Origin of the sequence: Ectobacillus ponti, assembly GCF_024294785.1 — a bacterium.
Classification (GTDB): domain Bacteria; phylum Bacillota; class Bacilli; order Bacillales; family Bacillaceae_G; genus Ectobacillus; species Ectobacillus ponti.
The window spans coordinates 148,557-169,137 of record NZ_JANCLT010000002.1 but is presented as its reverse complement, the minus strand read 5'-3'; the positions used below and the strand labels follow the sequence as shown (position 1 = coordinate 169,137).

General features: G+C 50.9%; 19 protein-coding genes. 16 read left to right on the top strand and 3 right to left on the bottom strand.

Annotated features, from left to right (window positions below; genetic code table 11):
• Window positions 1–51 precede the first annotated feature (51 nt).
• From NK662_RS04310 to NK662_RS04275, 8 genes are all read left to right on the top strand, one after another.
• Window positions 52–1,557, top strand: a complete 1,506-nt coding sequence (locus NK662_RS04310) for a sugar ABC transporter ATP-binding protein (RefSeq protein ID WP_254757679.1) — start codon at window positions 52–54, stop codon at window positions 1,555–1,557.
• Window positions 1,550–2,569, top strand: coding sequence for an ABC transporter permease (locus NK662_RS04305; RefSeq protein WP_254757678.1), 1,020 nt, complete (start codon window positions 1,550–1,552; stop codon window positions 2,567–2,569). The genes NK662_RS04310 and NK662_RS04305 overlap by 8 nt, the downstream gene beginning before the upstream one ends.
• 3 nt (window positions 2,570–2,572) lie before the next feature.
• Entirely contained in the window at window positions 2,573–3,586 is a 1,014-nt protein-coding gene (locus NK662_RS04300) for an ABC transporter permease (protein ID WP_254757677.1), read from the top strand.
• 50 nt (window positions 3,587–3,636) lie between these two features.
• Window positions 3,637–4,695 carry a rhamnose ABC transporter substrate-binding protein gene (gene rhaS / locus NK662_RS04295; protein ID WP_254757676.1) on the top strand — a complete coding sequence of 353 codons (1,059 nt, stop codon included), beginning with the start codon at window positions 3,637–3,639 and terminating at the stop codon, window positions 4,693–4,695.
• A 52-nt stretch (window positions 4,696–4,747) separates the two neighbouring features.
• Window positions 4,748–5,062, top strand: coding sequence for an L-rhamnose mutarotase (gene rhaM, locus NK662_RS04290; RefSeq protein WP_254757675.1), 315 nt, complete (start codon window positions 4,748–4,750; stop codon window positions 5,060–5,062).
• Window positions 5,063–5,240: 178 nt separating this feature from the next.
• Entirely contained in the window at window positions 5,241–5,858 is a 618-nt protein-coding gene (locus tag NK662_RS04285; RefSeq protein WP_254757674.1) for a LysE family translocator, read from the top strand.
• 252 nt (window positions 5,859–6,110) lie between these two features.
• Window positions 6,111–6,623 carry a hypothetical protein gene (locus NK662_RS04280; protein ID WP_254757673.1) on the top strand — a complete coding sequence of 171 codons (513 nt, stop codon included), beginning with the start codon at window positions 6,111–6,113 and terminating at the stop codon, window positions 6,621–6,623.
• 1 nt (window position 6,624) lies between these two features.
• Entirely contained in the window at window positions 6,625–7,266 is a 642-nt protein-coding gene (locus NK662_RS04275) for a PspA/IM30 family protein (protein WP_254757672.1), read from the top strand.
• Window positions 7,267–7,442: 176 nt separating this feature from the next.
• Here NK662_RS04275 and NK662_RS04270 read toward each other — a convergent pair whose 3' ends face one another.
• Complete coding sequence (locus tag NK662_RS04270; protein ID WP_254757671.1) at window positions 7,443–8,891, bottom strand: glycoside hydrolase family 1 protein; 1,449 nt, start codon at window positions 8,889–8,891, stop codon at window positions 7,443–7,445.
• 190 nt (window positions 8,892–9,081) lie between these two features.
• Here NK662_RS04270 and NK662_RS04265 point away from each other — a divergent pair, with 190 nt between their 5' ends.
• Entirely contained in the window at window positions 9,082–9,816 is a 735-nt protein-coding gene (locus NK662_RS04265; protein ID WP_254757670.1) for a MurR/RpiR family transcriptional regulator, read from the top strand.
• A gap of 36 nt (window positions 9,817–9,852) precedes the next feature.
• Here NK662_RS04265 and NK662_RS04260 read toward each other — a convergent pair whose 3' ends face one another.
• Together NK662_RS04260 and NK662_RS04255 are read right to left on the bottom strand one after the other, a co-directional pair.
• On the bottom strand, window positions 9,853–10,047 hold the full coding sequence (locus NK662_RS04260; RefSeq protein WP_254757669.1) for a hypothetical protein: 195 nt from the start codon (window positions 10,045–10,047) through the stop codon (window positions 9,853–9,855).
• A gap of 263 nt (window positions 10,048–10,310) precedes the next feature.
• Window positions 10,311–11,354 (bottom strand): LacI family DNA-binding transcriptional regulator, encoded by a 1,044-nt coding sequence (locus NK662_RS04255; RefSeq protein WP_254757668.1) that lies wholly within the window; start codon window positions 11,352–11,354, stop codon window positions 10,311–10,313.
• Window positions 11,355–11,682: 328 nt separating this feature from the next.
• Here NK662_RS04255 and NK662_RS04250 point away from each other — a divergent pair, with 328 nt between their 5' ends.
• From NK662_RS04250 to NK662_RS04220, 7 genes are all read left to right on the top strand, one after another.
• Window positions 11,683–13,116, top strand: coding sequence for an L-fucose/L-arabinose isomerase family protein (locus NK662_RS04250; protein WP_254757667.1), 1,434 nt, complete (start codon window positions 11,683–11,685; stop codon window positions 13,114–13,116).
• A 14-nt stretch (window positions 13,117–13,130) separates the two neighbouring features.
• On the top strand, window positions 13,131–13,979 hold the full coding sequence (locus NK662_RS04245; RefSeq protein WP_254757666.1) for a transketolase: 849 nt from the start codon (window positions 13,131–13,133) through the stop codon (window positions 13,977–13,979).
• Between the two features lies 1 nt (window position 13,980).
• The gene (locus tag NK662_RS04240; RefSeq protein ID WP_254757665.1) at window positions 13,981–14,925 is read left to right on the top strand and encodes a transketolase family protein; all 945 of its coding nucleotides are present in this window, start codon (window positions 13,981–13,983) and stop codon (window positions 14,923–14,925) included.
• On the top strand, window positions 14,922–16,442 hold the full coding sequence (gene glpK / locus NK662_RS04235) for a glycerol kinase GlpK (protein ID WP_254757664.1): 1,521 nt from the start codon (window positions 14,922–14,924) through the stop codon (window positions 16,440–16,442). The genes NK662_RS04240 and glpK overlap by 4 nt, the downstream gene beginning before the upstream one ends.
• A 116-nt stretch (window positions 16,443–16,558) precedes the next feature.
• A complete protein-coding gene (locus NK662_RS04230; RefSeq protein ID WP_438503591.1) occupies window positions 16,559–18,184 on the top strand; it encodes a DUF5605 domain-containing protein in 1,626 nt (541 codons plus the stop codon).
• 89 nt (window positions 18,185–18,273) lie between these two features.
• Window positions 18,274–19,572 carry an ABC transporter substrate-binding protein gene (locus NK662_RS04225; RefSeq protein WP_254757662.1) on the top strand — a complete coding sequence of 433 codons (1,299 nt, stop codon included), beginning with the start codon at window positions 18,274–18,276 and terminating at the stop codon, window positions 19,570–19,572.
• A 128-nt stretch (window positions 19,573–19,700) separates the two neighbouring features.
• The gene (locus tag NK662_RS04220) at window positions 19,701–20,567 is read left to right on the top strand and encodes a carbohydrate ABC transporter permease (protein ID WP_254758023.1); all 867 of its coding nucleotides are present in this window, start codon (window positions 19,701–19,703) and stop codon (window positions 20,565–20,567) included.
• Window positions 20,568–20,581: the final 14 nt, after the last annotated feature.

Genomic DNA, 20,581 nt, shown 5'->3' with positions numbered 1-20,581 from the left:
TATGAATGTAAGCGGATTCAGAAATAGTTGCGTGAGAGTAGGGGTGAGAGAATGTCTGAATTTGTATTGGAGCTGCGGGGGATCACCAAGATCTTTCCTGGTGTCAAAGCGTTGGATGATGTCCACTTCCAGCTGAAGCCGGGTGAGATCCATGCCCTGATGGGGGAGAACGGTGCAGGGAAGTCTACTTTTATCAAAGTCATCACCGGCGTGCATGCGCCCGATGCCGGGGAGATGTATATAAACGGGGAACAGGTGGCGTTCAAGAATCCGAATGAGGCGCAGGATAAGGGAATTGCCGCAATTTATCAGCATGTCACCAATTACCCGGACCTCAGTGTGACAGAGAATATTTTCATGGGGCACGAGAAGCGGACAGAGCGCCTGAAGCGGCTGCGCTGGAAGGAAATGCACGCGGAGGCGAAGCAGATTTTGCAAAGTCTTGGCTCAGATATTGATCCGAAAACCGAAATGGGTGCCCTCAGTGTCGCCCAGCAGCAAATTGTCGAGATTGCCAAGGCCATTTCCACAAACGCTAAAATCATCATCATGGATGAACCAACAGCGGCCCTCACTGCCCGGGAGAGCGAGGAGCTGTACAAGATTGCCGAGGGCCTGCGCGACCAAGGGGCCTCCATCATTTTTATCTCCCACCGCTTCGAGGATATGTACCGTCTCGCCAGCCGGGTCACGGTGTTTCGGGATTCCAAATACATCGGCTCCTGGGGTGTAAAGGACATCTCCAATGAAGACCTCATTGTCGCCATGGTCGGCCGGAAAATTACGCAGGCCTTTCCGCAGCGGAAGAGCGCTGTCGGCGAAGAGGTGCTGCGGGTGGAGGGCCTGGGCCGAACAGGGTACTTCGCCGACATCTCCTTCAGCCTTCATCAAGGGGAGATTCTCGGCCTGACCGGACTCGTCGGCGCGGGGCGGACGGAGGTGTGCCAGGCGCTGTTCGGGATTGAGGGCTTTGACAAGGGCAGTGTGTATTTTAAAGGAAAACAAGTGCGGATCAAGAGTCCGCTGGAGGCCATGGAGCTCGGCATCGGTTATCTGCCGGAGGACCGGCAGCTGCAGGGGCTCGTGCTCGATTGGGGCATTGGCCGAAATATCACGCTGCCGGCGCTGAAGCGTCTGGCGAAAAAAGGCTGGCTGAACGAAAAGGCGGAACATGAGCTGGCCAAAATGCTGGCGGAGAAGGTGGACGTGAAAGCCAACAGCATCTTCGACCTGGCGAGCTCACTCTCAGGCGGCAATCAGCAGAAGGTGGCAGTGGCGAAGCTGCTCACATCGAATCTCGATGTTATCATTCTGGATGAGCCGACAAAGGGCGTGGATGTCGGCGCCAAGTTCGCAATCTATGAAATTATCAATGACCTGGCTGCCCAAGGCTATGGTGTCATCCTCATTTCCTCCGAAATGCCGGAGATCTTGGGGCTCAGCGACCGCATCGTTGTCATGCGGGAGGGCAGAGTCGCCAAGACCTTGGGCAAGCATGAGGCAACACAGGAAAGCATCCTGGAGGCAGCCATGATGGAGGTGAAGCAGCATGCCTGAAACAACGCTGGAAAAATCAATCCCGACGACCTCCTGGCTGGCGGCTGTCGCCAAGTTTCGGGAGCTCGGCCTTCTCGTATTCATTGTCCTGCTTTCCATCATGGTGCAGCTGAGAAATAAAAGCTTTTTGACCGTAGAAAACCTGAACGATATGGTGACCAACACCGCTATTCTCAGCATTCTGGCGGTCGGCATGATGATCGTCCTCATTACACGGGGCATCGATTTATCCATCGGCGCTGTCATCGCGCTGTCCGGCATGATTGCCGCCAAGACCGTCAGCGCCAATCCGGGATTGAATCCGGTTGTGGCCATTCTGCTTGGCATCGCCATCGGCATTGCCTGCGGCATCGTGACCGGTGTGCTGATTGCGAACGTGGGGCTGCTGCCCATCATTGCTTCGCTGGCGATGATGAACATTTTCCGGGGACTTACCTTTACGATCAGCAATGGCAAGTGGATCAGCTCCTATCAGATGTCCGAAAGCTTTGTCGGCATCGCAACCGGCAAGCTGCTCGGCATCAACAATCTGATTGTCATTGCCATTGTCATCTACGCCATCTTTTATTACTTCCTGAACCATACAAGAACCGGCCGGCAGATTTACGCAGTCGGCAGCAATCCCGATTCCGCCAAGGTGAGCGGCATCAGCCAAACAAAGATTCTCCTGTTTGTGTATATCATCATGGGCGGCCTTTCGGGCTTGTCCGGCGTGCTTTGGGTTTCCAAGTTTGCTTCCGCGCAGGGAGATACGGCTTCCGGCTATGAGCTGACCGTTATCGCCGCCTGCATCCTCGGCGGTGTCAGCATCGCCGGCGGCTCCGGCAAAATTTCCGGCGTGATCCTCGGAGCGGTTTTACTCGGCATCCTGAACAATGCACTGCCGCTGTTGAACGTATCGCCGTTCTGGCAGTCCGGCATTCAGGGCGCGATTATCCTCATCGCCGTCATCACGAACGTCCTCGTCAAACGGGGCGTCGAGCGGAACAATCTCTTGAGGAGGAAGATCTAAGCCATGGAACAAAAACCAGTCCTGCAAGAATCGTATACAAAACGCAGCATTGCCGGCAAGCAGGCCTTTTCGGCAAAGGGCTTCTTCCTGCAGTGGGAGTGGATGCTTGTGCTCATCCTGCTCCTGGTCATCGGCATCAACACCAGCCTGTCCCCTTACTTTTTAAGCCCGGGAAGCCTCCGGGACGGGACGATGGCTTTTCTCGATAAAGCCTTTATCGTGTTTCCGATGGCACTTGTCATGATTCTCCGCGATATTGACATCTCGGTCGGCTCGACGGTGGCGCTGTCCTCCGTTGTCATGGCAACGGCCTACAACAAGCTCGGCATTCCAATGGGGGCAGCTCTCCTCATCTGCCTGGCGGTCGGGGCGCTATGTGGCTTCATCAACGGCTACCTCATTGTAAAATTTAAAGAATTGTCCGCGGTTATCATCACGCTCGGCACCATGATCCTCTACCGCGGCATTGCCTATATCATTTTGGAAAACCAGGCCTCCGGCAACTTTCCGGAGTGGTTCAAGCTGTTCGGCTGGGGCTATGTGAATGGCATCCCGCTCATTCTCATCCTGTTTGTCATCGCGGCCGCTGTATACAGCCTGCTGCTGCATAAGACCACGTTCGGCCGGCAGATTTACGCGATCGGAAACAACCCGACCGCGAGCCGCTTTTCCGGTGTGCAGCTTGATAGAATCAAGATTATTGTATTCACCCTGACCGGTCTGATGGCCGCAGTCACCGCCATTTTTCTGGCATCCCGCATGGGCAGCACCCGCCCGAATGTGGCGAATATGTATGAGCTCGACGTCATCGCCATGGCAGCACTTGGCGGCATCAGCACCGCCGGCGGCAAAGGCCGGATGGCCGGCACCATCATCGCCATTTTTATCATCGGCTATTTGCAGTACGGTCTGGGTCTCATCAACATTTCATCGCAGACATTGCTCATCATTATCGGCCTGCTGCTGATTTTCGCGGTGGCGGTTCCGAAGCTGAAGGTAAGGCGCAAAACACGGTAGCCATACAGCCTCAGGCTGTGTGTACATACAATGTAAAAGGGGGAAACAGCGTGAAGAAGTGGTTAGGTATTTTTACAGCTCTTATCATGATGTTCGCTGTGTTGACGGCTTGTAACGTAAGCACGAGCACAAGCACGAAGGAAGAGAAAACGACCAGCTCGACAGACAAGAAGAGCGGGCCGAAAAAGCATGCCATTGTCTTTAAAAACACAGGCAATCCGTACGGCGAGAAAATGATGGAAGGCTTTGAAAAGGCAGTGAAGGAAGCGGGCGGCGAAGCCATCCTGCGTTCTCCGGACCAGCCGACAGCGGAAGGCCAAATCCAAATCATCGAGCAGCTGATTACACAAAAGGTTGACTCCATCACGATTGCGGCCAACGATAAGGATGCACTGGAGCCGGTTTTGAAAAAGGCCATGGACCAAGGCATTAAGGTGCTGTCCGTTGACTCTGCAGTAAACGAAAAGAGCCGCATGGTCCACGTGAACCAGGCAAACCCTGAAGAAATCGGCAAAGGCCAAGTGAAAGCCATTGCGGAAATGATTGGCGGCAAGGGCGAAATCGCCATCCTGAGCGCGACGTCTCAAGCAACAAACCAAAACACTTGGATTGAGTACATGAAGAAGGAACTGGAAAAGCCTGAATACAAGGACATCAAGCTTGTAAAAGTGGCTTACGGTGACGACCTGCGCGACAAGAGCGTATCTGAAGCAGAAGCACTGCTGAAGTCCTATCCGAACCTGCAGGGCATCATTGCGCCGACAACAGTAGGGATTGCTGCTGCGGGCAAGGTCATCACTGACAAAGGCTTGATTGGCAAAGTGAAGCTGACGGGTCTTGGCCTGCCAAGCGAAATGGCCACTTACATTGAAAATGGCGCCTGCCCTTGGATGTTCCTCTGGAACCCGATTGATGTTGGCTATGCAGCCGGCTACACAGCTGCTGCGCTGACAGACGGCAAGATTACAGGCAAGGTCGGCGACAGCTTCGAAGCCGGCAAGATGGGCAAGCAAACGGTAGTAGAGGACGGTAAGGGCACACAAGTGATGCTCGGTGAGCCGTTCAAGTTTGACGCCAAGAACATTGGCGAGTGGAAGAAGGTTTACTAATTCGGTGAGCTTGCGGGTCGTCCCGCAAGCTTTTCCCAATGAGGAGGAGACTATGATACGAAAAGGTTTTATCATGAGCGTATATCCGGATTGCCACGAGGAATATGAAAAACGCCACAATGAAATTTGGCCGGAGATGGTAGAGATGCTGCGGGCACACGGGGCGCACAGCTATTCCATTTTCCTGGAGCCGGCTACAAGCAAGCTGTTCGGCTATTTGGAGATTGCAGACGAAGCGCTTTGGAGCAAGAGCGCCGAGACGGCCATCTGCCGGAAGTGGTGGGATTATATGGGGGATATCATGGAAACGAACCCGGACAACAGCCCGGTGGTGACGGAGCTGGTGGAGGTATTTCACCTGGATTGAAACTGGAACAAAAATCTTTGAAAATGGAACAATCTTTTTCAAAAATGAAACAATTCCTGGAACCAGCTTCTCATGAAGAGGAAATTTTGGCGGATATCTGCAGAAATCCCTTCTCTAAATCTTCCTCTCATCTGGTATGATAGCAAAAAGCCAACTTTTGGGAAGGGAGAGCTTGAACATGTCTCATTATCCTCTTTTTATCGCAATGGCCATGCTGCTTATCATTTTGCCTGGGCCGGATACAGCCCTGGTCACACAAAACACCCTCACGCACAGCAGGAAGGGCGGCTTCCGCACCGCACTGGGCATTTCCACAGGCATCCTCATTCATACGCTTGCGGCTGTCTTGGGCATCTCGGCCATCATTGTGAAGTCAGCAGTATTGTTCTCCATTTTTAAATATGCAGGCGCTGTGTACTTGATTTATTTGGGATGCATGTCTCTCTGGTCCACCAGAAAGAAGGGTGCCACACGCGAAGAAGCCCCCCCATACAAGGGGAAATCAGGGTTTCAGCAGGGATTTCTGACCAACCTGTTAAATCCGAAGGTGGCGGTGTTTTTCCTTACGTTCCTGCCCCAATTCCTTGACGGCGGCAGCAATACGTTCCTGCAGCTGCTGATGATGGGGCTGACCTACGGCGTTCTCACATTTGCCTGGTTTCTCATGTACATTTACCTTGTGGACCGGATCAACGCCTGGATGAAAAAGCCTTCCACCCAGCAGTGGATTGGGGGCGTCAGCGGCCTCGTCCTCATTGGATTTGGCGTGAAGCTTGTGCTGGAAAAACGACAATAACGAATGTGTGCCAAACGGGCATAACCTGACTTTCTTTGTCCACGCTGGCAGTGTGTGCAGGGATGGTCAGGTTTTTTCTTTACGTGGACATGATTTGGAATAATAAGGAAAAGGTGCCGAACAAGGCATCTTTTTTTATGCTTGAAAAAGAGTTAAGAGAATGTTAAGGCATGTCCGGCATAATCAGTCTTGTAAGCAAGAACAACATATACAAAACACACACTGGTTTTCATAAATAAGGAGGAATGACAGATGAAGAAGAATTGGTTATTTTGGCTCCCAGTTGGAGCGGCGGCAGTTTGGGCAGGCTCCCACTTCTTGGGCTTTGGCGGACACGGACATGAAATGATGCAGGGTGCGCAAGGTATGATGCAGGGCGGCCACGGGGCAGCACAAGGAGGAGCTGGCGCAGCACAGGGCCACGGCATGGGACATGGTGGCAGAGGCGGTTTTGGCTTCGGCTGGTCGAAAGCGGTGATCGGCGCAGGGCTTGCGATTCTTGGTATCTCTCTTCGCAAGAGCGCAGGCGAAACAACATGGAAGAAGTGGGCGGGCTACGGCTTATTGGCAGCAGGCCTCGTGGCAATCGCAAAACCAATCCTGCCGGTGTTGGCAATTGGTGCAGGCGCGTACTGGCTGTACAAGAAGAAGGGCTCCTCCAAGAAGGAAGACTTCGTGACAGTGCCAGTTGAAGCAGCGATTGTAAGCAGCAACGCGGCAGCATTGGACGCATGGGAACACAACATCTCTAAGGAGGACAAATAAAATGGGTATCTTCAAACGGATCAGCAGAATGGTTCAGGCAGATGTACATGAATTGTTGGACAAGGCGGAACATCCGATCAGCATGCTGAACCAGTACATGCGGGAGCTGGATGAGCAGGTAAACAAGGCAAAGGACGCGCTGGCACAGCAGCTGTATCTCGAAAAGCGCCAGGAGCAGCTGGTGGCGGAAACAGCGGCAGTGGCGGCAAAGCGTACACGCCAGGCTGAGCTGGCAGTTGCAAAAGGCGAAGATGCAATGGCGAAGCTTGCCCTGCAGGAAAAGCTGCAGGCAGAGACTCGATTAAATCTGTTCAAGGAGCAGCTGGAGGCCATGAAGCAGCAGACTGTTGCAATCAAAGAGCAGATTGATACCTTGCTGGAGAAGTACAGTGAATTGTCCTATAAGCGCCTGGTACTCGTATCCCGCGCTCATGCAGCAAAGGTACAGCAGCAAACGCAAGCAGCCATCGCATCCTTTAACGCGGACAGCGCGGTGAAAGGCTTTAACCGTGTGGAAGACTACGTGCAGAAGCTGGAAGCACAGGCGGCAGCAGGTGCCTACTTCGTGCCGGCGCCTGTTTTGAACCTGGATTTGCAGGAAGCGGTAGAGCGTGAATTGGCGAAGCTGAAGGAAGCAAAATAAGGAATCGCAGACATCCCCTCCCCCTTTGTCTGTTGATATATATGGAAGTCTGGGCAGCCAGGCTTCCTTTTTTATGTTTGAGTTGTGGATTGACCAAGAGAAACAGAATCTCAAGTCTCTATACAAAAGTCAGCTTGTCCGCTAAAAAAGGCGCCCCTCCAAAGGGCGCCTCCTCCTTACAGCTCTTCGCCGTTTGTGGCAATGACGTTCTTATACCAGTCGAAGGATTTCTTCTTCGTTCTGGCCAGTGTGCCGTTGCCGTAATCATCCTGGTCTACGTAGATGAAGCCGTAGCGCTTGGACATCTCGGACGTGCTGGCGGAGATGAGGTCAATGCAGCCCCAGGTTGTGTAGCCCATCAGCTCCACGCCATCGAGAATGGCTTCGCCCATTTGGTCGATATGGGCACGCAGATAGTCGATGCGGTAGTCATCGTTGATGGAGCCGTCCTCTTCCACCTTGTCGTAAGCGCCGAGTCCGTTTTCCACGATGAACAAGGGCACCTGATAGCGGTCATACAGCTTTTTCAGGGTGATGCGCAGGCCCTTCGGATCAATCTGCCAGCCCCAATCGGATGCTTCCAGATACGGATTTTGAATGCCGCTGAAGAAGTTGCCCTTCTCCATGCGCTTGCCCGGCGCGCCGCTTGCCACCATGGTCATGTAGTAGCTGAAGGACAGGAAATCCACAGTATGCTGTCGCAGAATCTCTTCATCGCCCGGAAGCATTTCAATGTGAATATCATTCTCGCGGAAATAGCGGTTCATAAAGCTTGGGTAAGAGCCGCGCACCTGTACGTCAGTGAAGAACAGATTGGATTGGTCGACTTCCAATGCAGCCAGGATATCGTCTGGATTGCAGGTTTCAGGGTATGCTTCCAGACGGGCCAGCATGCAGCCAATTTGGGAACCCGGAATGATTTCATGGCAGGCTTTTACAGCGCGGGCACTTGCGACAAATTGATGGTGAAGCGCCTGATAGATGGCTTGCTCCTTATGTGCCACACGGCCCACAAGAATGCCGCTGCCGATATACGGCGAGAAGGCGGAGATATTGATTTCGTTGAACGTCAGCCAGTATTTCACCTTGTTTTTGTAGCGCTTGAACACCGTTTCTGCATAGTGCACGAAAAACTCTACGAGGCGGCGGTCAGTCCAGCCGTTGTACTTCTGTACGAGGTGAAGCGGAATTTCATAGTGTGACAGGGTGACAAGCGGCTCAATGCCGTATTTCTGCAGTTCATCAAACACTCTGTCGTAGAAAGCTAAGCCTTCTTCGTTCGGTTCCTGCTCGTCGCCATTTGGAAAAATGCGCGGCCAAGAAATGGACAGGCGGAAGGTTTTAAAGCCCATTTCCGCAAACAGCGCGATATCCTCTTGGTAGCGGTGGTAGAAGTCAATGCCGCGGCGTTTCGGGAAATTGCCCTTGCCGCTGTCCGCCAGCAGCTTCTCCAGCTCTTCGTCGCTTCTTACATCCATTTCCACATCATGCTTCCGCTCTTCCTTTGGCACAAATTGCACCATATCGAAAATAGAGAGGCCTTTGCCGCCCTCGTTATAAGCTCCTTCAAATTGGTTGGCCGCAGTCGCGCCGCCCCATAGAAATCCTTCTGGAAAACGTCCCATGTCAGTTCCTCCTCATTTTGTAGCTCTACGAATATAGTAGCCCAATCGGAATGGGCTGCATATAAGCGGGGCGCATTCTGTTCGCTGTGACGGCGAAAGTCATCCGTGACAAGGATGTCACACAGCGTTTCTTTTGGGCGTGCTGTGTTAGAATGGAAACAGACTATGTGGACAGAGGAGAATATCGTATATGTTTTCAAGAGACATCATTGCTTCCTTTAATGAACTGGAAACCTCTATATACAGCTATATTTGCCAAAACGGCGACAAGGTTGCGTACATGCGGATCCGCGAACTGGCGGATGCGACCCATGTTTCCACCGCCACCATTCTGCGCTTTTGCAAAAAGCTGCATTGCGACGGCTTTTCTGAATTCAAGGTGAAGCTGAAAATGCATTTGGGAGAGGGCGAGAAGGAGAAGATCCGGAGTGCCCGGCATTCTGTTATGGAGTTTTTTGAACGGACCCTGCAGGGCGGAATAGAGGAAAAGATTGATGAGGCCGCCAGTCTGATTGCCGAGGCGGACAGCGTCCTGTTCATCGGGATTGGCAGCTCAGGCATTCTGGCTGAATATGGCGCCCGGTATTTTTCAAGTCTTGGAAAATTCTCTGCCTATATCAAGGATTTCTCCTTTCCGCTGCATGCCAAGCTGCGCGACAACAGTGTGACCATTGCCCTGTCTGTCTCGGGGGAGAATCCTTTCACTGTCACCCATCTCCATCAGCTGAAGCAGGAGGGCAGCAAAATCATCAGCATTACCAACGATAAGCTTTGTACGGTTGCCAAAATCTCCGATATTCATATCCCGTATTTTGTGACAGAAGAGTTTCTGGGGCAGACAAACATTACGACGCAGGTGCCGGTGGTGTATATCCTGGAGGCAATGGCACGGGAAATTTATCAGCTGCAGCAAACACAAGGATGATAGAGAGGCACCTCTTCCCCGGAGGTGCCGTTTCTCTTAAAGGCCACGGCAGGCTTTCAGCTTGGCTTCCAGACCTTGCAGGTGCTTGTACACATCCTGCAGCCCCTTGTCCTTCTGCCAGCTCATTCGCTCATATCGGCGGATTTGATTTGCCACCAGTGTCGACAGAAGCAGCAGGTCGCCATCATCGAACGGCTGTGCAGACTTCTTCTGTGTAGGTTCTGTATTCAACTTCCAGGTCCCCCGTTCTAAAAAGAGTATGTATAGAGCCCGTCTTATTCTCCATTGTATACGAGTGCCCCGGCAATGAATAGAAGGGAAATTCATTATATTGAACAAGGCCAGGATTCTTTTTAAAGCGTTGGACATGGAAATGGGGCTTGTATGAGGCCTGGCTGATCCACCGCAGTAGAATATAAGACTATAAAGAACAGCCCTCTGATTCTTGCATTCACAATCGGGGGGCTGTTCATTGTATAGGCATCCTGAACTGTTCAGCGTAAAGGAGATGTACAGGATGCACGTTCAACCAATTCTGTATCAATTAAGGTCTTGGACCTGGAGCCCGCTTTTCCTTCAATAATTTGAATGAGCTGATCCACCGCTACAGAAGCCATCTTTTCCTTATCCACATGAATCGTTGTCAGCTCGGGGCTAATAATCTGTGATTCTGTAATGTTGTCGAATCCAATGACAGAAATCTCAGCCGGCACGTGTATGTCGAGCTCTGACAGCGATTTAATGGTGCTGATTGCCAAGTAATCACATTCGCAGAATAGGGCAGTAGGCAGTTTATCACGCTGCTTGAGCACCTGCTCCTTAAATTTGTCCTGGGAGGTAATGGTATTGGCAGACATACTGAAGCAGTTTTCTTCCGATAACATAAGTCCATGCTCCTCAAGGGCCTGCAGAAATCCCTTCTTTCGCATATCAAAGTTGTAGATTCTAGAATCTGCCTGTACATAGCCGATGTCGCGATGGCCCTGTTCAATTAAATATTGGGCTGCACAGTAAGCGCCGTAGACGTTATTCATATCCACGAAGTTCACATTCAATGTCTCGAAGCAGGTATCCAAAACAACCAGATTCGGCTGAAGCTCAGCGACGTACTTCAGCTGTTCGTATGTCAAATTGGTTCCCAATACAATCATTCCATCGGATGCATTGTTTTTCACAACCCGTTCCATTTCCTCGTAAAACTGGTCGTTCCGCACAGAGGAAAACAAAATGGAATATTCCTTTGAACGAAGGTGTTCTTGAATATAGTGAATTAATTCTGTGAAGAAAGGGCGGTTTTGGTACTGTTCCACTACAATTCCCGAATTGACGCATGCGACAAATTCAATCACTTTTTTAGTTGGGGGATAAGAGGAATCTGGTTTTGGCGCGGGCCGAGAGAAATAACCAGCCTCTTTAGCAATGTTCAGTACCTTTTCTCTAGTATCATTGCTGATCCCCGGCTTATCATTCAAAGCTAAGGAGACTGTAGCTTTTGATACGTTTGCCATTTTGGCAATATCCTCTATTCGGAGCTTCATATACAAACACCTCAGGTTATCTTTTTCTATTCTTTACCAATTTATTTTAAATGAATTACTAACATTATAGCAAATCGAGATAAAAAAAGTAAGTTTACTTTCTGAAAAAAGTTTAGCTATGTTTAGTTTATTTAAGTGATAACTACGATTTTTGAGCGTTATTTTAAAATTTATGGCTTTTTTAGTTGGTTTTTCTAAACTTTTTTATAAAAGTGTTGACTGAATTCTCAGTAAATTGTATGATTTTTTTAAACAAAAACCTAATTTTTAGTAATTTTAGAGGTTGGTTTTATATTTTTGAAGGTACATCCAAATAGGGGGAGCCAGAATGAAAAAGCTGAAGATTGGTTATGCGCCAACGAGACGTTTTGTGTTCAGTGCCGAGGATGCGTTCCGGTACAAGGTCATGATCAGGGAGAAAATTGAGAGCTTTGGTCTGGATATTGAGCTTGTGGATTTAGAAGGTCTCAACAAGGAAGGCTTGTTATATGACGACCATATTAACGCGGATCAAATCGCGAATCGTTTCAAGCAGGAGCACGTGGATGCTGTGTTTTTTCCGCATTGCAACTTCGGTACGGAAGATACTGTTGCCCGCGTCGGGAAAGCATTAGGAAAGCCTGTACTGTTGTGGGGACCACGGGATGAGTCACCTCTGGAAGATGGAATGCGGCTGCGTGATACACAGTGCGGCTTATTCGCAACAGGAAAAGTGCTTCGCCGCTTTAATGTGCCGTTCAGTTACATAACCAACAGCCGTGTAGATGACCCGGTATTTGAAAGAGGCTTCGGGAACTTCGTGTCAGCAGCGAATGTCGTACGGCAATTCCGTAATTTGCGCATTCTGCAAATCGGACCGCGGCCGGCTTCCTTCTGGACCATGATGTGCAATGAGGGGGAACTGCTGGAGCGGTTTGGAATTGAAGTGCATCCTATTACGCTTGTGGATATTCAAAGAGCAGCCAAACGGGTGGCGGCCGGAAACTCTGCAGAGCTGAAGGATGCCATGGACTATATTAAGGAAAAGCTGGACTGGTCGGAGGTAACAGAGGAGGATGTAAGACGCATTGCCGGCCTGAAGGTGGCCATGAAGCAGTATGCAGAGCAAACAGGCAGCACAGCAATCGCGATTCAGTGCTGGTCCGCGCTGCAGGAGGCCATTGGCATTATGCCATGCTTGGCAAATGCGATTTTGACAGATGAACAAATTCCGGTTACTTGCGAAACGGACATTCACGGCGCCATCACCTCTGTTATGATGCAGGCGGCTTCCATGAATCAGGCACCGACCTTCTTTGCCGACTTGACTGTCCGTCATCCTGAAAATCAAAATGGCGAGCTGCTGTTTCATTGTGGGAACTTCCCTGTGTCATTGTCAGTTGAGGAGAGACCGAAGCTGCGCAAGCACTTCCTGTTTGATGACCATGCTCCCGGCACGCATGAAGGACAGATTAAAGGCGGCGGTATGACGCTGGCCCGTTTTGATGGTGACCATGGTGAGTATCAGCTGTTCCTCGGCAAGGCACGGGGCATTGAAGGGCCTTACACCCGCGGTTCCTATGTATGGGTGGAAGTGAATGACTGGCCGTTGTGGGAAGAGAAGCTGGTGAAAGGGCCATATGTCCATCACTCAGTGGGAATTCATGCAAATGTTATTCCGGCATTATATGAAGCCTGCAACTACATTCCCGGCCTAACGCCTGATCCTGTGGATCCGACAGAGCGTGAAATTCAAGCCTGGCTGCGGGGCGCAGGGCTGTAAAGAGGGGGATTCACGTGAGAATCAGAGAACTTGAGACCAAGGCAGTACAGATTCGCATGGATGTACTGAATATGATTCATCAGGCTAAAACAGGCCATACAGGCGGCTCATTAAGCAACACTGATATTTTGACAGCCCTCTACTATCATGTCATGAAGGTAGATGCCCATAACCCAAAATGGGAGGAGCGGGACAGGTTTATTGCGAGTAAAGGCCATTCGGTGGAATCGCTTTGGTGCATCCTGGCAGACCTTGGCTTCTTTCCAAAGGAAGAACTGCAAACCTTCAGCCAGTTTGGCACGCGGCTGATTGGCCATCCGAACAATAAAGTGCCGGGCATTGAAATGAATACCGGCGCACTTGGGCACGGGCTGGCGGTAGGTGTCGGCATGGCGCTTGCAGCCAAGCGGGATCGAAAGGATTATCGGGTGTTTTGCCTGATGGGGGATGGCGAACAGGCGGAAGGCTCCGTCTGGGAAGCCGCAATGGCAGGCGCGCATTACAAGCTTGATAATCTAGTAGGCATTATTGATCGGAACAAACTGCAAATCAGTGGTTCCACTGAGGATGTTATGGGGCTTGAGCCGTTGGAGGAAAAATGGAGTGCCTTTGGCTGGCATGTTGTATCCATCGATGGTCATGATATGAAAGCGCTTGTAGAGGCGCTTGTGGATGCGCCGGAAATCAGCGGCAAACCGACTTTGGTCATGGCTAACACAGTAAAGGGAAAAGGCGTATCCTTTGCTGAGAATGTGCCGCACTGGCATCATCATGTGCCGAATGAGAAGGAGCTGCGGGAAGCGTTGGCTGAACTGTCCTGCAGGCTGGAGCAATTGAAGAGCCAAGAAGGGCAGGTGCACTAGGATGAATCAGGTTGCCAACCGTCAAGTCATTTGCGAAACATTAATGAAGCTTGCAAAAGCGGATCCGGATATCATGGTGGTTACCAGCGACTCCCGCGGATCAGCGGCAATGGGGCCATTCGCCAACACCTTTCCTGAGCAGTTCGTGGAGGTCGGCATCGCGGAGCAAAATATTGTTGGAATCTCCGCGGGACTTGCACACAGCGGGAAAAAACCGTTTGTTACTTCGCCGGCTTGCTTTCTCAGTATGAGAAGCATCGAACAAATTAAAGTGGATGTGGCTTATTCAGGAACAAATGTCAAGCTGGTTGGCATCAGCGGGGGCATCAGCTACGGCGCGCTTGGTATGTCGCATCACTCTGTTCAGGATATCGCGGTGGCCCGGGCCATTCCGGGATTGGCCATTATTCTTCCTGCCGACCGCCATGAGACGAAGAAAATGACCGAGGCGCTGGTCAAGTATGAAGGTGGCGTCTATGTAAGGATTGGCCGCAATCCAGTCGAGGATTCCTATGAATCTGATGCGTACGAATTTCAAATCGGCAAGGCGGTCACGATGAGGGAAGGCTCTGATCTTACAATTATCGCTGCGGGCGAAACGGTGCGTGTGGCTCTAGATGCTCAGGAAGCCCTGCAAAAGGAAGGGATACAGTGCCGTGTGCTGAACATGCACACCATTAAACCGTTGGATGAAGAAGCTGTCATTCGGGCTGCGAAGGAAACAGGCTTCCTGATTACAGTGGAGGAGCACAGCATATATGGCGGGCTCGGTGCAGCTGTGGCGGAAGTGGTCACACAAAACTGCCCGGTTCCCATGAGAATTCTAGGTATCCCGGATGAACCTGCCATTGCCGGCAAGACGGATGAGGTCTTCCGCCATTATGGAATCAGCGCCAAAAATATACAGAATATTGCGTTGAATATGCTGGAGAAGCAAAGAGGATGACTGCTCAGAAGGCGTATATGGTAGCTGTTGATCAGAGTACTTCCGGCACAAAAGCCATTCTTGTGGACCGTTCCGGGCGCATGGCCGCCCGGGCCTCCCTGGAGCATAAGCAATACTATCCGCAAGCGGGATGGGTGGAGCACGATCCAGCGGAAATTTATGAGAACGTGAAGCAAGCCATTCAAACAGTTTTAAGGGAAGCTGCTGTTGAGCCGGCACAGCTGGCGGCACTTACCATTACAAACCAACGTGAAACAGCGGTCATTTGGGACCGTACAACGGGCGAACCCATTTTTCATGCCATTGTCTGGCAATGTCAGCGGACAGCGGCATTGTGCCGGTCCTATCAGCTTGCAGGATATGAACCAATGGTGCAGACCAAAACAGGTCTGATGCTGGACCCATACTTCTCTGCCTCCAAATTCCAGTGGATTTTGGATCACGTGGAGGGTGCCCGCGAGAAAGCGGCCGAAGGGAGGCTGTTAGCCGGAACAATCGACAGTTGGCTCATATGGAAGCTGACTGGCGGAAGCGTCCATAAAACAGATTACACAAATGCAAGCCGTACCTCTTTGTTCAATATTCATACGCTTACGTGGGACCGGGAGCTGTGCGAGCTCTTTCATATCCCGATCAGCATGCTTCCTGAAGTGGAGTTTTCAGATGCTATATTTGGCTTTACAAATGACAAGGCATTATGCTCTGAGCAAATTCCAATCTCCGGTGTAATTGGAGATTCTCAGGCTGCCTTGTTCGGAAATGGCTGCTTCCATACTGGTATGGCCAAAGCAACCTATGGCACCGGTACATCTGTGCTGATGAATGTGGGAAATAAGCCGGTATTTGCCGGCAATAAGCTGGTGGCTGCCATTGCATGGGGCATGAACGGGACAGTGACCTACGCGCTGGAGGCTGTTATACGGACCTCCGGTGACAGCATTAAATGGGTGCGCGACAATCTTGGCTTGTTTCAAACCTTCCAAGAGATGGAGCAGCTGTTGGCAGAGGTATCAGGAAACGAAGGTGTGTATCTTGTCCCTGCATTTGTCGGGCTCGGCGCCCCTTATTGGGATCCGGATGCCCGGGCTTCCATTACCGGGATGAACAGAGGAACAAGAAAAGCGCACGTGATTCGGGCGGCTATTGAGAGCATTGCCTATCAGGTGCGTGACGCAGTGGAGCTCATGCAAGCTGAATCAGGTGTACAGCTGAAGGAGCTGCGCGCTGATGGCGGGGCATCTGATAATGCCGCATTGATGCAATTCCAAGCAGATGTGCTGGCCAAAACAGTTATGAAATCACATGTAACGGAGCTTTCCGCAATGGGGTCTGTATACATAGGCGGCTTTGGAAGCGGCTTTTGGGAGTCGCTCAGTGAAATTGAAGCGCAGCGTATGCCGTACGAAGTCTATGAACCGCTGATGCCGGAAGCTGAGAGGGAGCAAAACTATCAAGGCTGGAAGCGTGCGGTGGCATCTGTATTGAAGCAAAAATCACTAGGGGGACTGAACTCTTGAACTTCACAACTGAAACAAGATTAGGCAATGTTTTGGCGAATCAGGAAGCCGCAGCTATATTGAAAGTGCATATTCCGCAAGTGTTCTCTCTGCTGCTGGACCCAAGCCTGGGTACGATGATCAAAGCCTCGACCCTGCCGCAGTTGGCTGCGTTTTTTCCAGAGGTATCGGCAAATGCAGAAGTAGTGGAAGTGTTGCAAAAGGATCTGAGAGGGGTACCGGAGCAGGCGGAGCAGGAGATACTGCCTTCTGCTGACTACGAGGAGAGCACCGTGCCTGTCGGTTCAGCTGCCGTCTCGTTCCCGGACAAAGCGGGAAAATGGAGTATTTTCGAGCTGGAGCTGCAGGGGCCAAGCCATGGAAACCCGTTTGTGGATGTGGCTCTTGGCGCCTCGTTCACCTTGCATGGCCGGGACGTGGCAGTATCGGGCTTCTATGATGGAAACGGCGTGTACCGTGTGCGCTTCATGCCGGACGAAGAAGGGGTATGGAGCTTCAAGACAACAAGCTCAGCCCGGTCGCTGGACGGAGTTGAAGGCCGGTTTGTATGTGAAGCGCCCCTGGAGGGAAATCATGGCCCTGTCCGTGTGAAAAACACCTTCCATTTTGCTTATGAGGACGGCACATTGTATATTCCGGTGGGCACAACCTGCTATGCATGGACAAACCAGCCGGATGAGCTGGTGGCCCAAACACTGGAAACGCTGAAAACAGCGCCATTTAATAAAATGCGCATGTGTGTCTTTCCAAAGGCCTATGCGTTTAATACGAATGAGCCGCCGCATTATGCGTTTGAAGGGTCCCTCGAGGAAGGCTGGGATTTCACCCGGTTTAACCCGGCATTCTTTCAGCAATTGGAAAAAAGAATTGAAGCGCTTGGCGAACTTGGCATAGAGGCGGATCTCATTTTATTCCACCCCTATGACCGCTGGGGATTCGCTGATATGAGCAAGGCTGCGGATGACCGTTATTTGCGGTATATCGTATCCCGCTTGTCCGCCTACCGCAATGTCTGGTGGTCCTTGGCAAATGAGTACGATCTCATGTGGGCGAAGGAGCTGGAGGACTGGGAACGCTTTGCCCGCATTACGGCAGAACATGATCCGTATCACCATCTCATTTCCATCCATAACTGCCTGCAGTTTTACGATTACAGCCGTCCATGGATTACACATTGCAGTATACAGCGGATTGATGTGTATAAAACGGCGGAGAGCACAGATGAATGGCGGAAGCAGTGGAATAAGCCGATCGTCATCGATGAATGCGCTTATGAAGGGGACATTGACCAGGGCTGGGGCAACATTTCAGGGGAAGAAATGACGCGCCGCTTCTGGGAGGGCGCCGTCCGGGGAGGCTATGTCGGACATGGGGAAACCTATCTGCGCGATGATGAGGTGCTGTGGTGGTCGAAGGGCGGCCAGCTGCATGGCAGCAGCCCGGCCCGGATTTCTTTCTTGAGAAGAATCATGGAAGAGGGTCCGCAGGAAGGGCTGAATCCGATGCAGCTATCTTGGGATGTACCGTCAGCAGTAGTCCCGGATGAATATTACCTGTTTTATTACGGGTTTAATCAGCCGAAATTCCGGGAGTATCGCATGAAGCCGGGGACGCTCTATAAGGTGGAAATCATTGATACATGGAATATGACAATTGAAGAAGCTGCAGGCAATCATGAAGGTGTGTTTCGAATTGAACTTCCAGGCAGACCGTACATGGCAGTCAGAATGACCAAGGCCTGACAGCGCCAGCAGCCCTGAAAGGGGGGATTTTGCCGGCCAAAACCGGCTGGCAATCAGGCTTGTAAAATGATAACACAGGGGGAATCGGGATGAAAAAGAAATTACTTGCTGGTGTATCCGGCATGATGTTGTTCGCGGGGCTTTTGTCCGGTTGCAGTTCCAGCTCTACCAGCAGTTCCAGCTCCAGCAGCAGTGCAACTGATGCTGGTAAGGATGGGAAAGTAAAAATTACATTGTGGGATATAAAGGATCAAAATGACCCGTATATTGCACCGATTGTTAAAGATTTCATGAAAGAAAATCCGGACATCCAAGTGGAAATTACGCCGTATGCTGTTGATCCGCTGAAGGAGGCACTGAAGGTGGCCGCTTCCTCCAACACGATGCCGGATGCTTGGTTTACTTGGGGCGGCACGCTTGGATCCTTCTATCCGGAGAACGGCTTGGCAGCCGATCTGACACAGGTGTCAAAGGATGACAAATGGGCTGAGAAGTTCAATAAGGCTGCCATTGACTTAAGCAGCTACAGCGGCAAGGTATATGGCGTTCCATATCACCTGAATAGTGTAGGGATGTTTTATAATAAAAACGTTTATCAAAAGGCAGGATTGACGGCAGCTCCAAAAACATTTGCAGAATTTGAAGAGCAGATGCAAAAGGTGAAGGATGCCGGCTCTGTGCCCCTGGCAGTCGGAGGCAAAAATGGCTGGATGCTGATGCGTTTTACAGAGCAGCTGATTGAACATTACGGTGGACCGGACCTGCATGACAAACTGAATAGCATGAAAGCTTCCTGGGACGACCCGGCCGTTGTAAAGACATTTGCCAAGTTGAAGGAATGGTCCGATAAGGGCTATTTCCAAAAGGGCTTTATCTCAATGGACCCGGAAGAGGCAGAAACGATTACTTATCAGGACAAAGGAGCGCTTGTACTGGAAGGCTCCTGGTACGATGGTACTCTGATTGCAAAGGGCTACAAGCCGGAAAATTTCCAATTCTTCCCGTTCACAACGGAACAGACACCAACACGTATGTCCAGCTTTGTTGAAATGTTCCAGGTGAAGGCCGGTTTGGACAAGGAAAAGCAGGCTGCAGTTGTAAAACTGCTGGAATACTTGACTGATAAAGAGGTAGTCAATAAGTATGCAGACAAGTATGGCGCAGCAGCCACTCTTGGTGTCACATACCCGGCCAGCACACCGCACATTAAGGAAATGGGCGAAGCGGTGGCAAAAGGAAACTTCCTGATTGCCGACCAGGCACTGCCGCAGGAGGTTGTACAAAAGCTGTTTGAAGCACAGGACAAAGTGGTGCTGGGAGAGTTCTCACCGGAACAGGCCGCCAAGTCTATTCAAGAGGCTGTCAAGAGCTATAAGGATAGTAAATAAGCAATCAGAGAGGGCGGGGAAAGGCTTCCCTGCCCTCTAAAAAAGGAGGGCTTACAGTGGAGGTAGTAACGAAGCGGGCGAAGGTTCTTCCAGAGGCACGCAGAACACCGATTAAGCTGCGGGGGCAAATGAAGCCTTGGCTGTTTTTATTGCCGGCTTTAGCGATCTATATTATGACAATTGTGTTGCCGGGGTTGTATACGCTGTATCTCAGCTTTTTCAAGTGGAACGGTGTAGCGCCGCAAAAGAAATTTGTCGGGCTGAGTAATTATATCAATCTATTTACAAAGGATAAGACCTTTCTATTAGCATTGAGAAACAATGTATTTTGGACCGTGGCCTCAATGGTCATCATGATCGGGCTGGGATTGATGCTCGCAGTCATTCTGAACCGCTCTCTGAAGGGACGGGTTTTCTTTCGCGGAGTATTCTATTTCCCTTATGTTCTGTCCAATGTTGTAGTTGCCTTAATTTGGGGCTGGCTGTTCCACCCGACGATGGGATTGATTAATAGCATTCTTGGCAAGCTTGGATTGGAAAGTCTGCAGCATGCATGGCTCTCGGAGCCAAAGACAGCATTATCCGCCGTGTTCATCGCAGCCACCTGGCAAGGGGTGGGTATGCCAATGATTTTATTCCTGGCAGGGCTGCAGAGCATCTCCAAAGAATCTTATGAGGCTGCCGTGATTGATGGTGCAAAGCCGTATCAAATGTTCTGGTACTTGACCATTCCCATGCTCAGTGAAACCTTCATTATTGTATTTGCCACGACCATGATTGCGTCCATGAAGGTGTATGACATTATTTACGCCATGACAGGCGGCGGACCTGCTGAAAGCACACAGGTTCTCTCCTCTTGGATGTACTACCAAACCTTTAAGTTTGCAAATGTGGGAATTGGTTCTGCTATCTCCTGGGTTATGGTGCTGATCACCATGATGTTTATCGTCCCGTATGTATCCTATATGACTAAAAATTCACACGTGGATTCGTAGAGCGAGGAGGAGGA

Excerpts from the sequence above, each read along its gene's own strand:
- NK662_RS04240 (WP_254757665.1), top strand. The coding sequence starts at position 13,981 with ATGAATCAGGTTGCCAACCGTCAAGTCATTTGCGAAACATTAATGAAG.
- NK662_RS04270 (WP_254757671.1), bottom strand. The coding sequence starts at position 8,891 with ATGGGACGTTTTCCAGAAGGATTTCTATGGGGCGGCGCGACTGCGGCC.
- NK662_RS04305 (WP_254757678.1), top strand. The coding sequence starts at position 1,550 with ATGCCTGAAACAACGCTGGAAAAATCAATCCCGACGACCTCCTGGCTG.
- NK662_RS04285 (WP_254757674.1), top strand. The coding sequence starts at position 5,241 with ATGTCTCATTATCCTCTTTTTATCGCAATGGCCATGCTGCTTATCATT.
- NK662_RS04220 (WP_254758023.1), top strand. The coding sequence starts at position 19,701 with ATGAAGCCTTGGCTGTTTTTATTGCCGGCTTTAGCGATCTATATTATG.
- glpK (WP_254757664.1), top strand. The coding sequence starts at position 14,922 with ATGACTGCTCAGAAGGCGTATATGGTAGCTGTTGATCAGAGTACTTCC.
- NK662_RS04250 (WP_254757667.1), top strand. The coding sequence starts at position 11,683 with ATGAAAAAGCTGAAGATTGGTTATGCGCCAACGAGACGTTTTGTGTTC.
- NK662_RS04255 (WP_254757668.1), bottom strand. The coding sequence starts at position 11,354 with ATGAAGCTCCGAATAGAGGATATTGCCAAAATGGCAAACGTATCAAAA.
- NK662_RS04225 (WP_254757662.1), top strand. The coding sequence starts at position 18,274 with ATGAAAAAGAAATTACTTGCTGGTGTATCCGGCATGATGTTGTTCGCG.
- NK662_RS04300 (WP_254757677.1), top strand. The coding sequence starts at position 2,573 with ATGGAACAAAAACCAGTCCTGCAAGAATCGTATACAAAACGCAGCATT.
- NK662_RS04275 (WP_254757672.1), top strand. The coding sequence starts at position 6,625 with ATGGGTATCTTCAAACGGATCAGCAGAATGGTTCAGGCAGATGTACAT.
- NK662_RS04230 (WP_438503591.1), top strand. The coding sequence starts at position 16,559 with ATGATCAAAGCCTCGACCCTGCCGCAGTTGGCTGCGTTTTTTCCAGAG.
- NK662_RS04280 (WP_254757673.1), top strand. The coding sequence starts at position 6,111 with ATGAAGAAGAATTGGTTATTTTGGCTCCCAGTTGGAGCGGCGGCAGTT.
- NK662_RS04265 (WP_254757670.1), top strand. The coding sequence starts at position 9,082 with ATGTTTTCAAGAGACATCATTGCTTCCTTTAATGAACTGGAAACCTCT.
- NK662_RS04310 (WP_254757679.1), top strand. The coding sequence starts at position 52 with ATGTCTGAATTTGTATTGGAGCTGCGGGGGATCACCAAGATCTTTCCT.
- rhaM (WP_254757675.1), top strand. The coding sequence starts at position 4,748 with ATGATACGAAAAGGTTTTATCATGAGCGTATATCCGGATTGCCACGAG.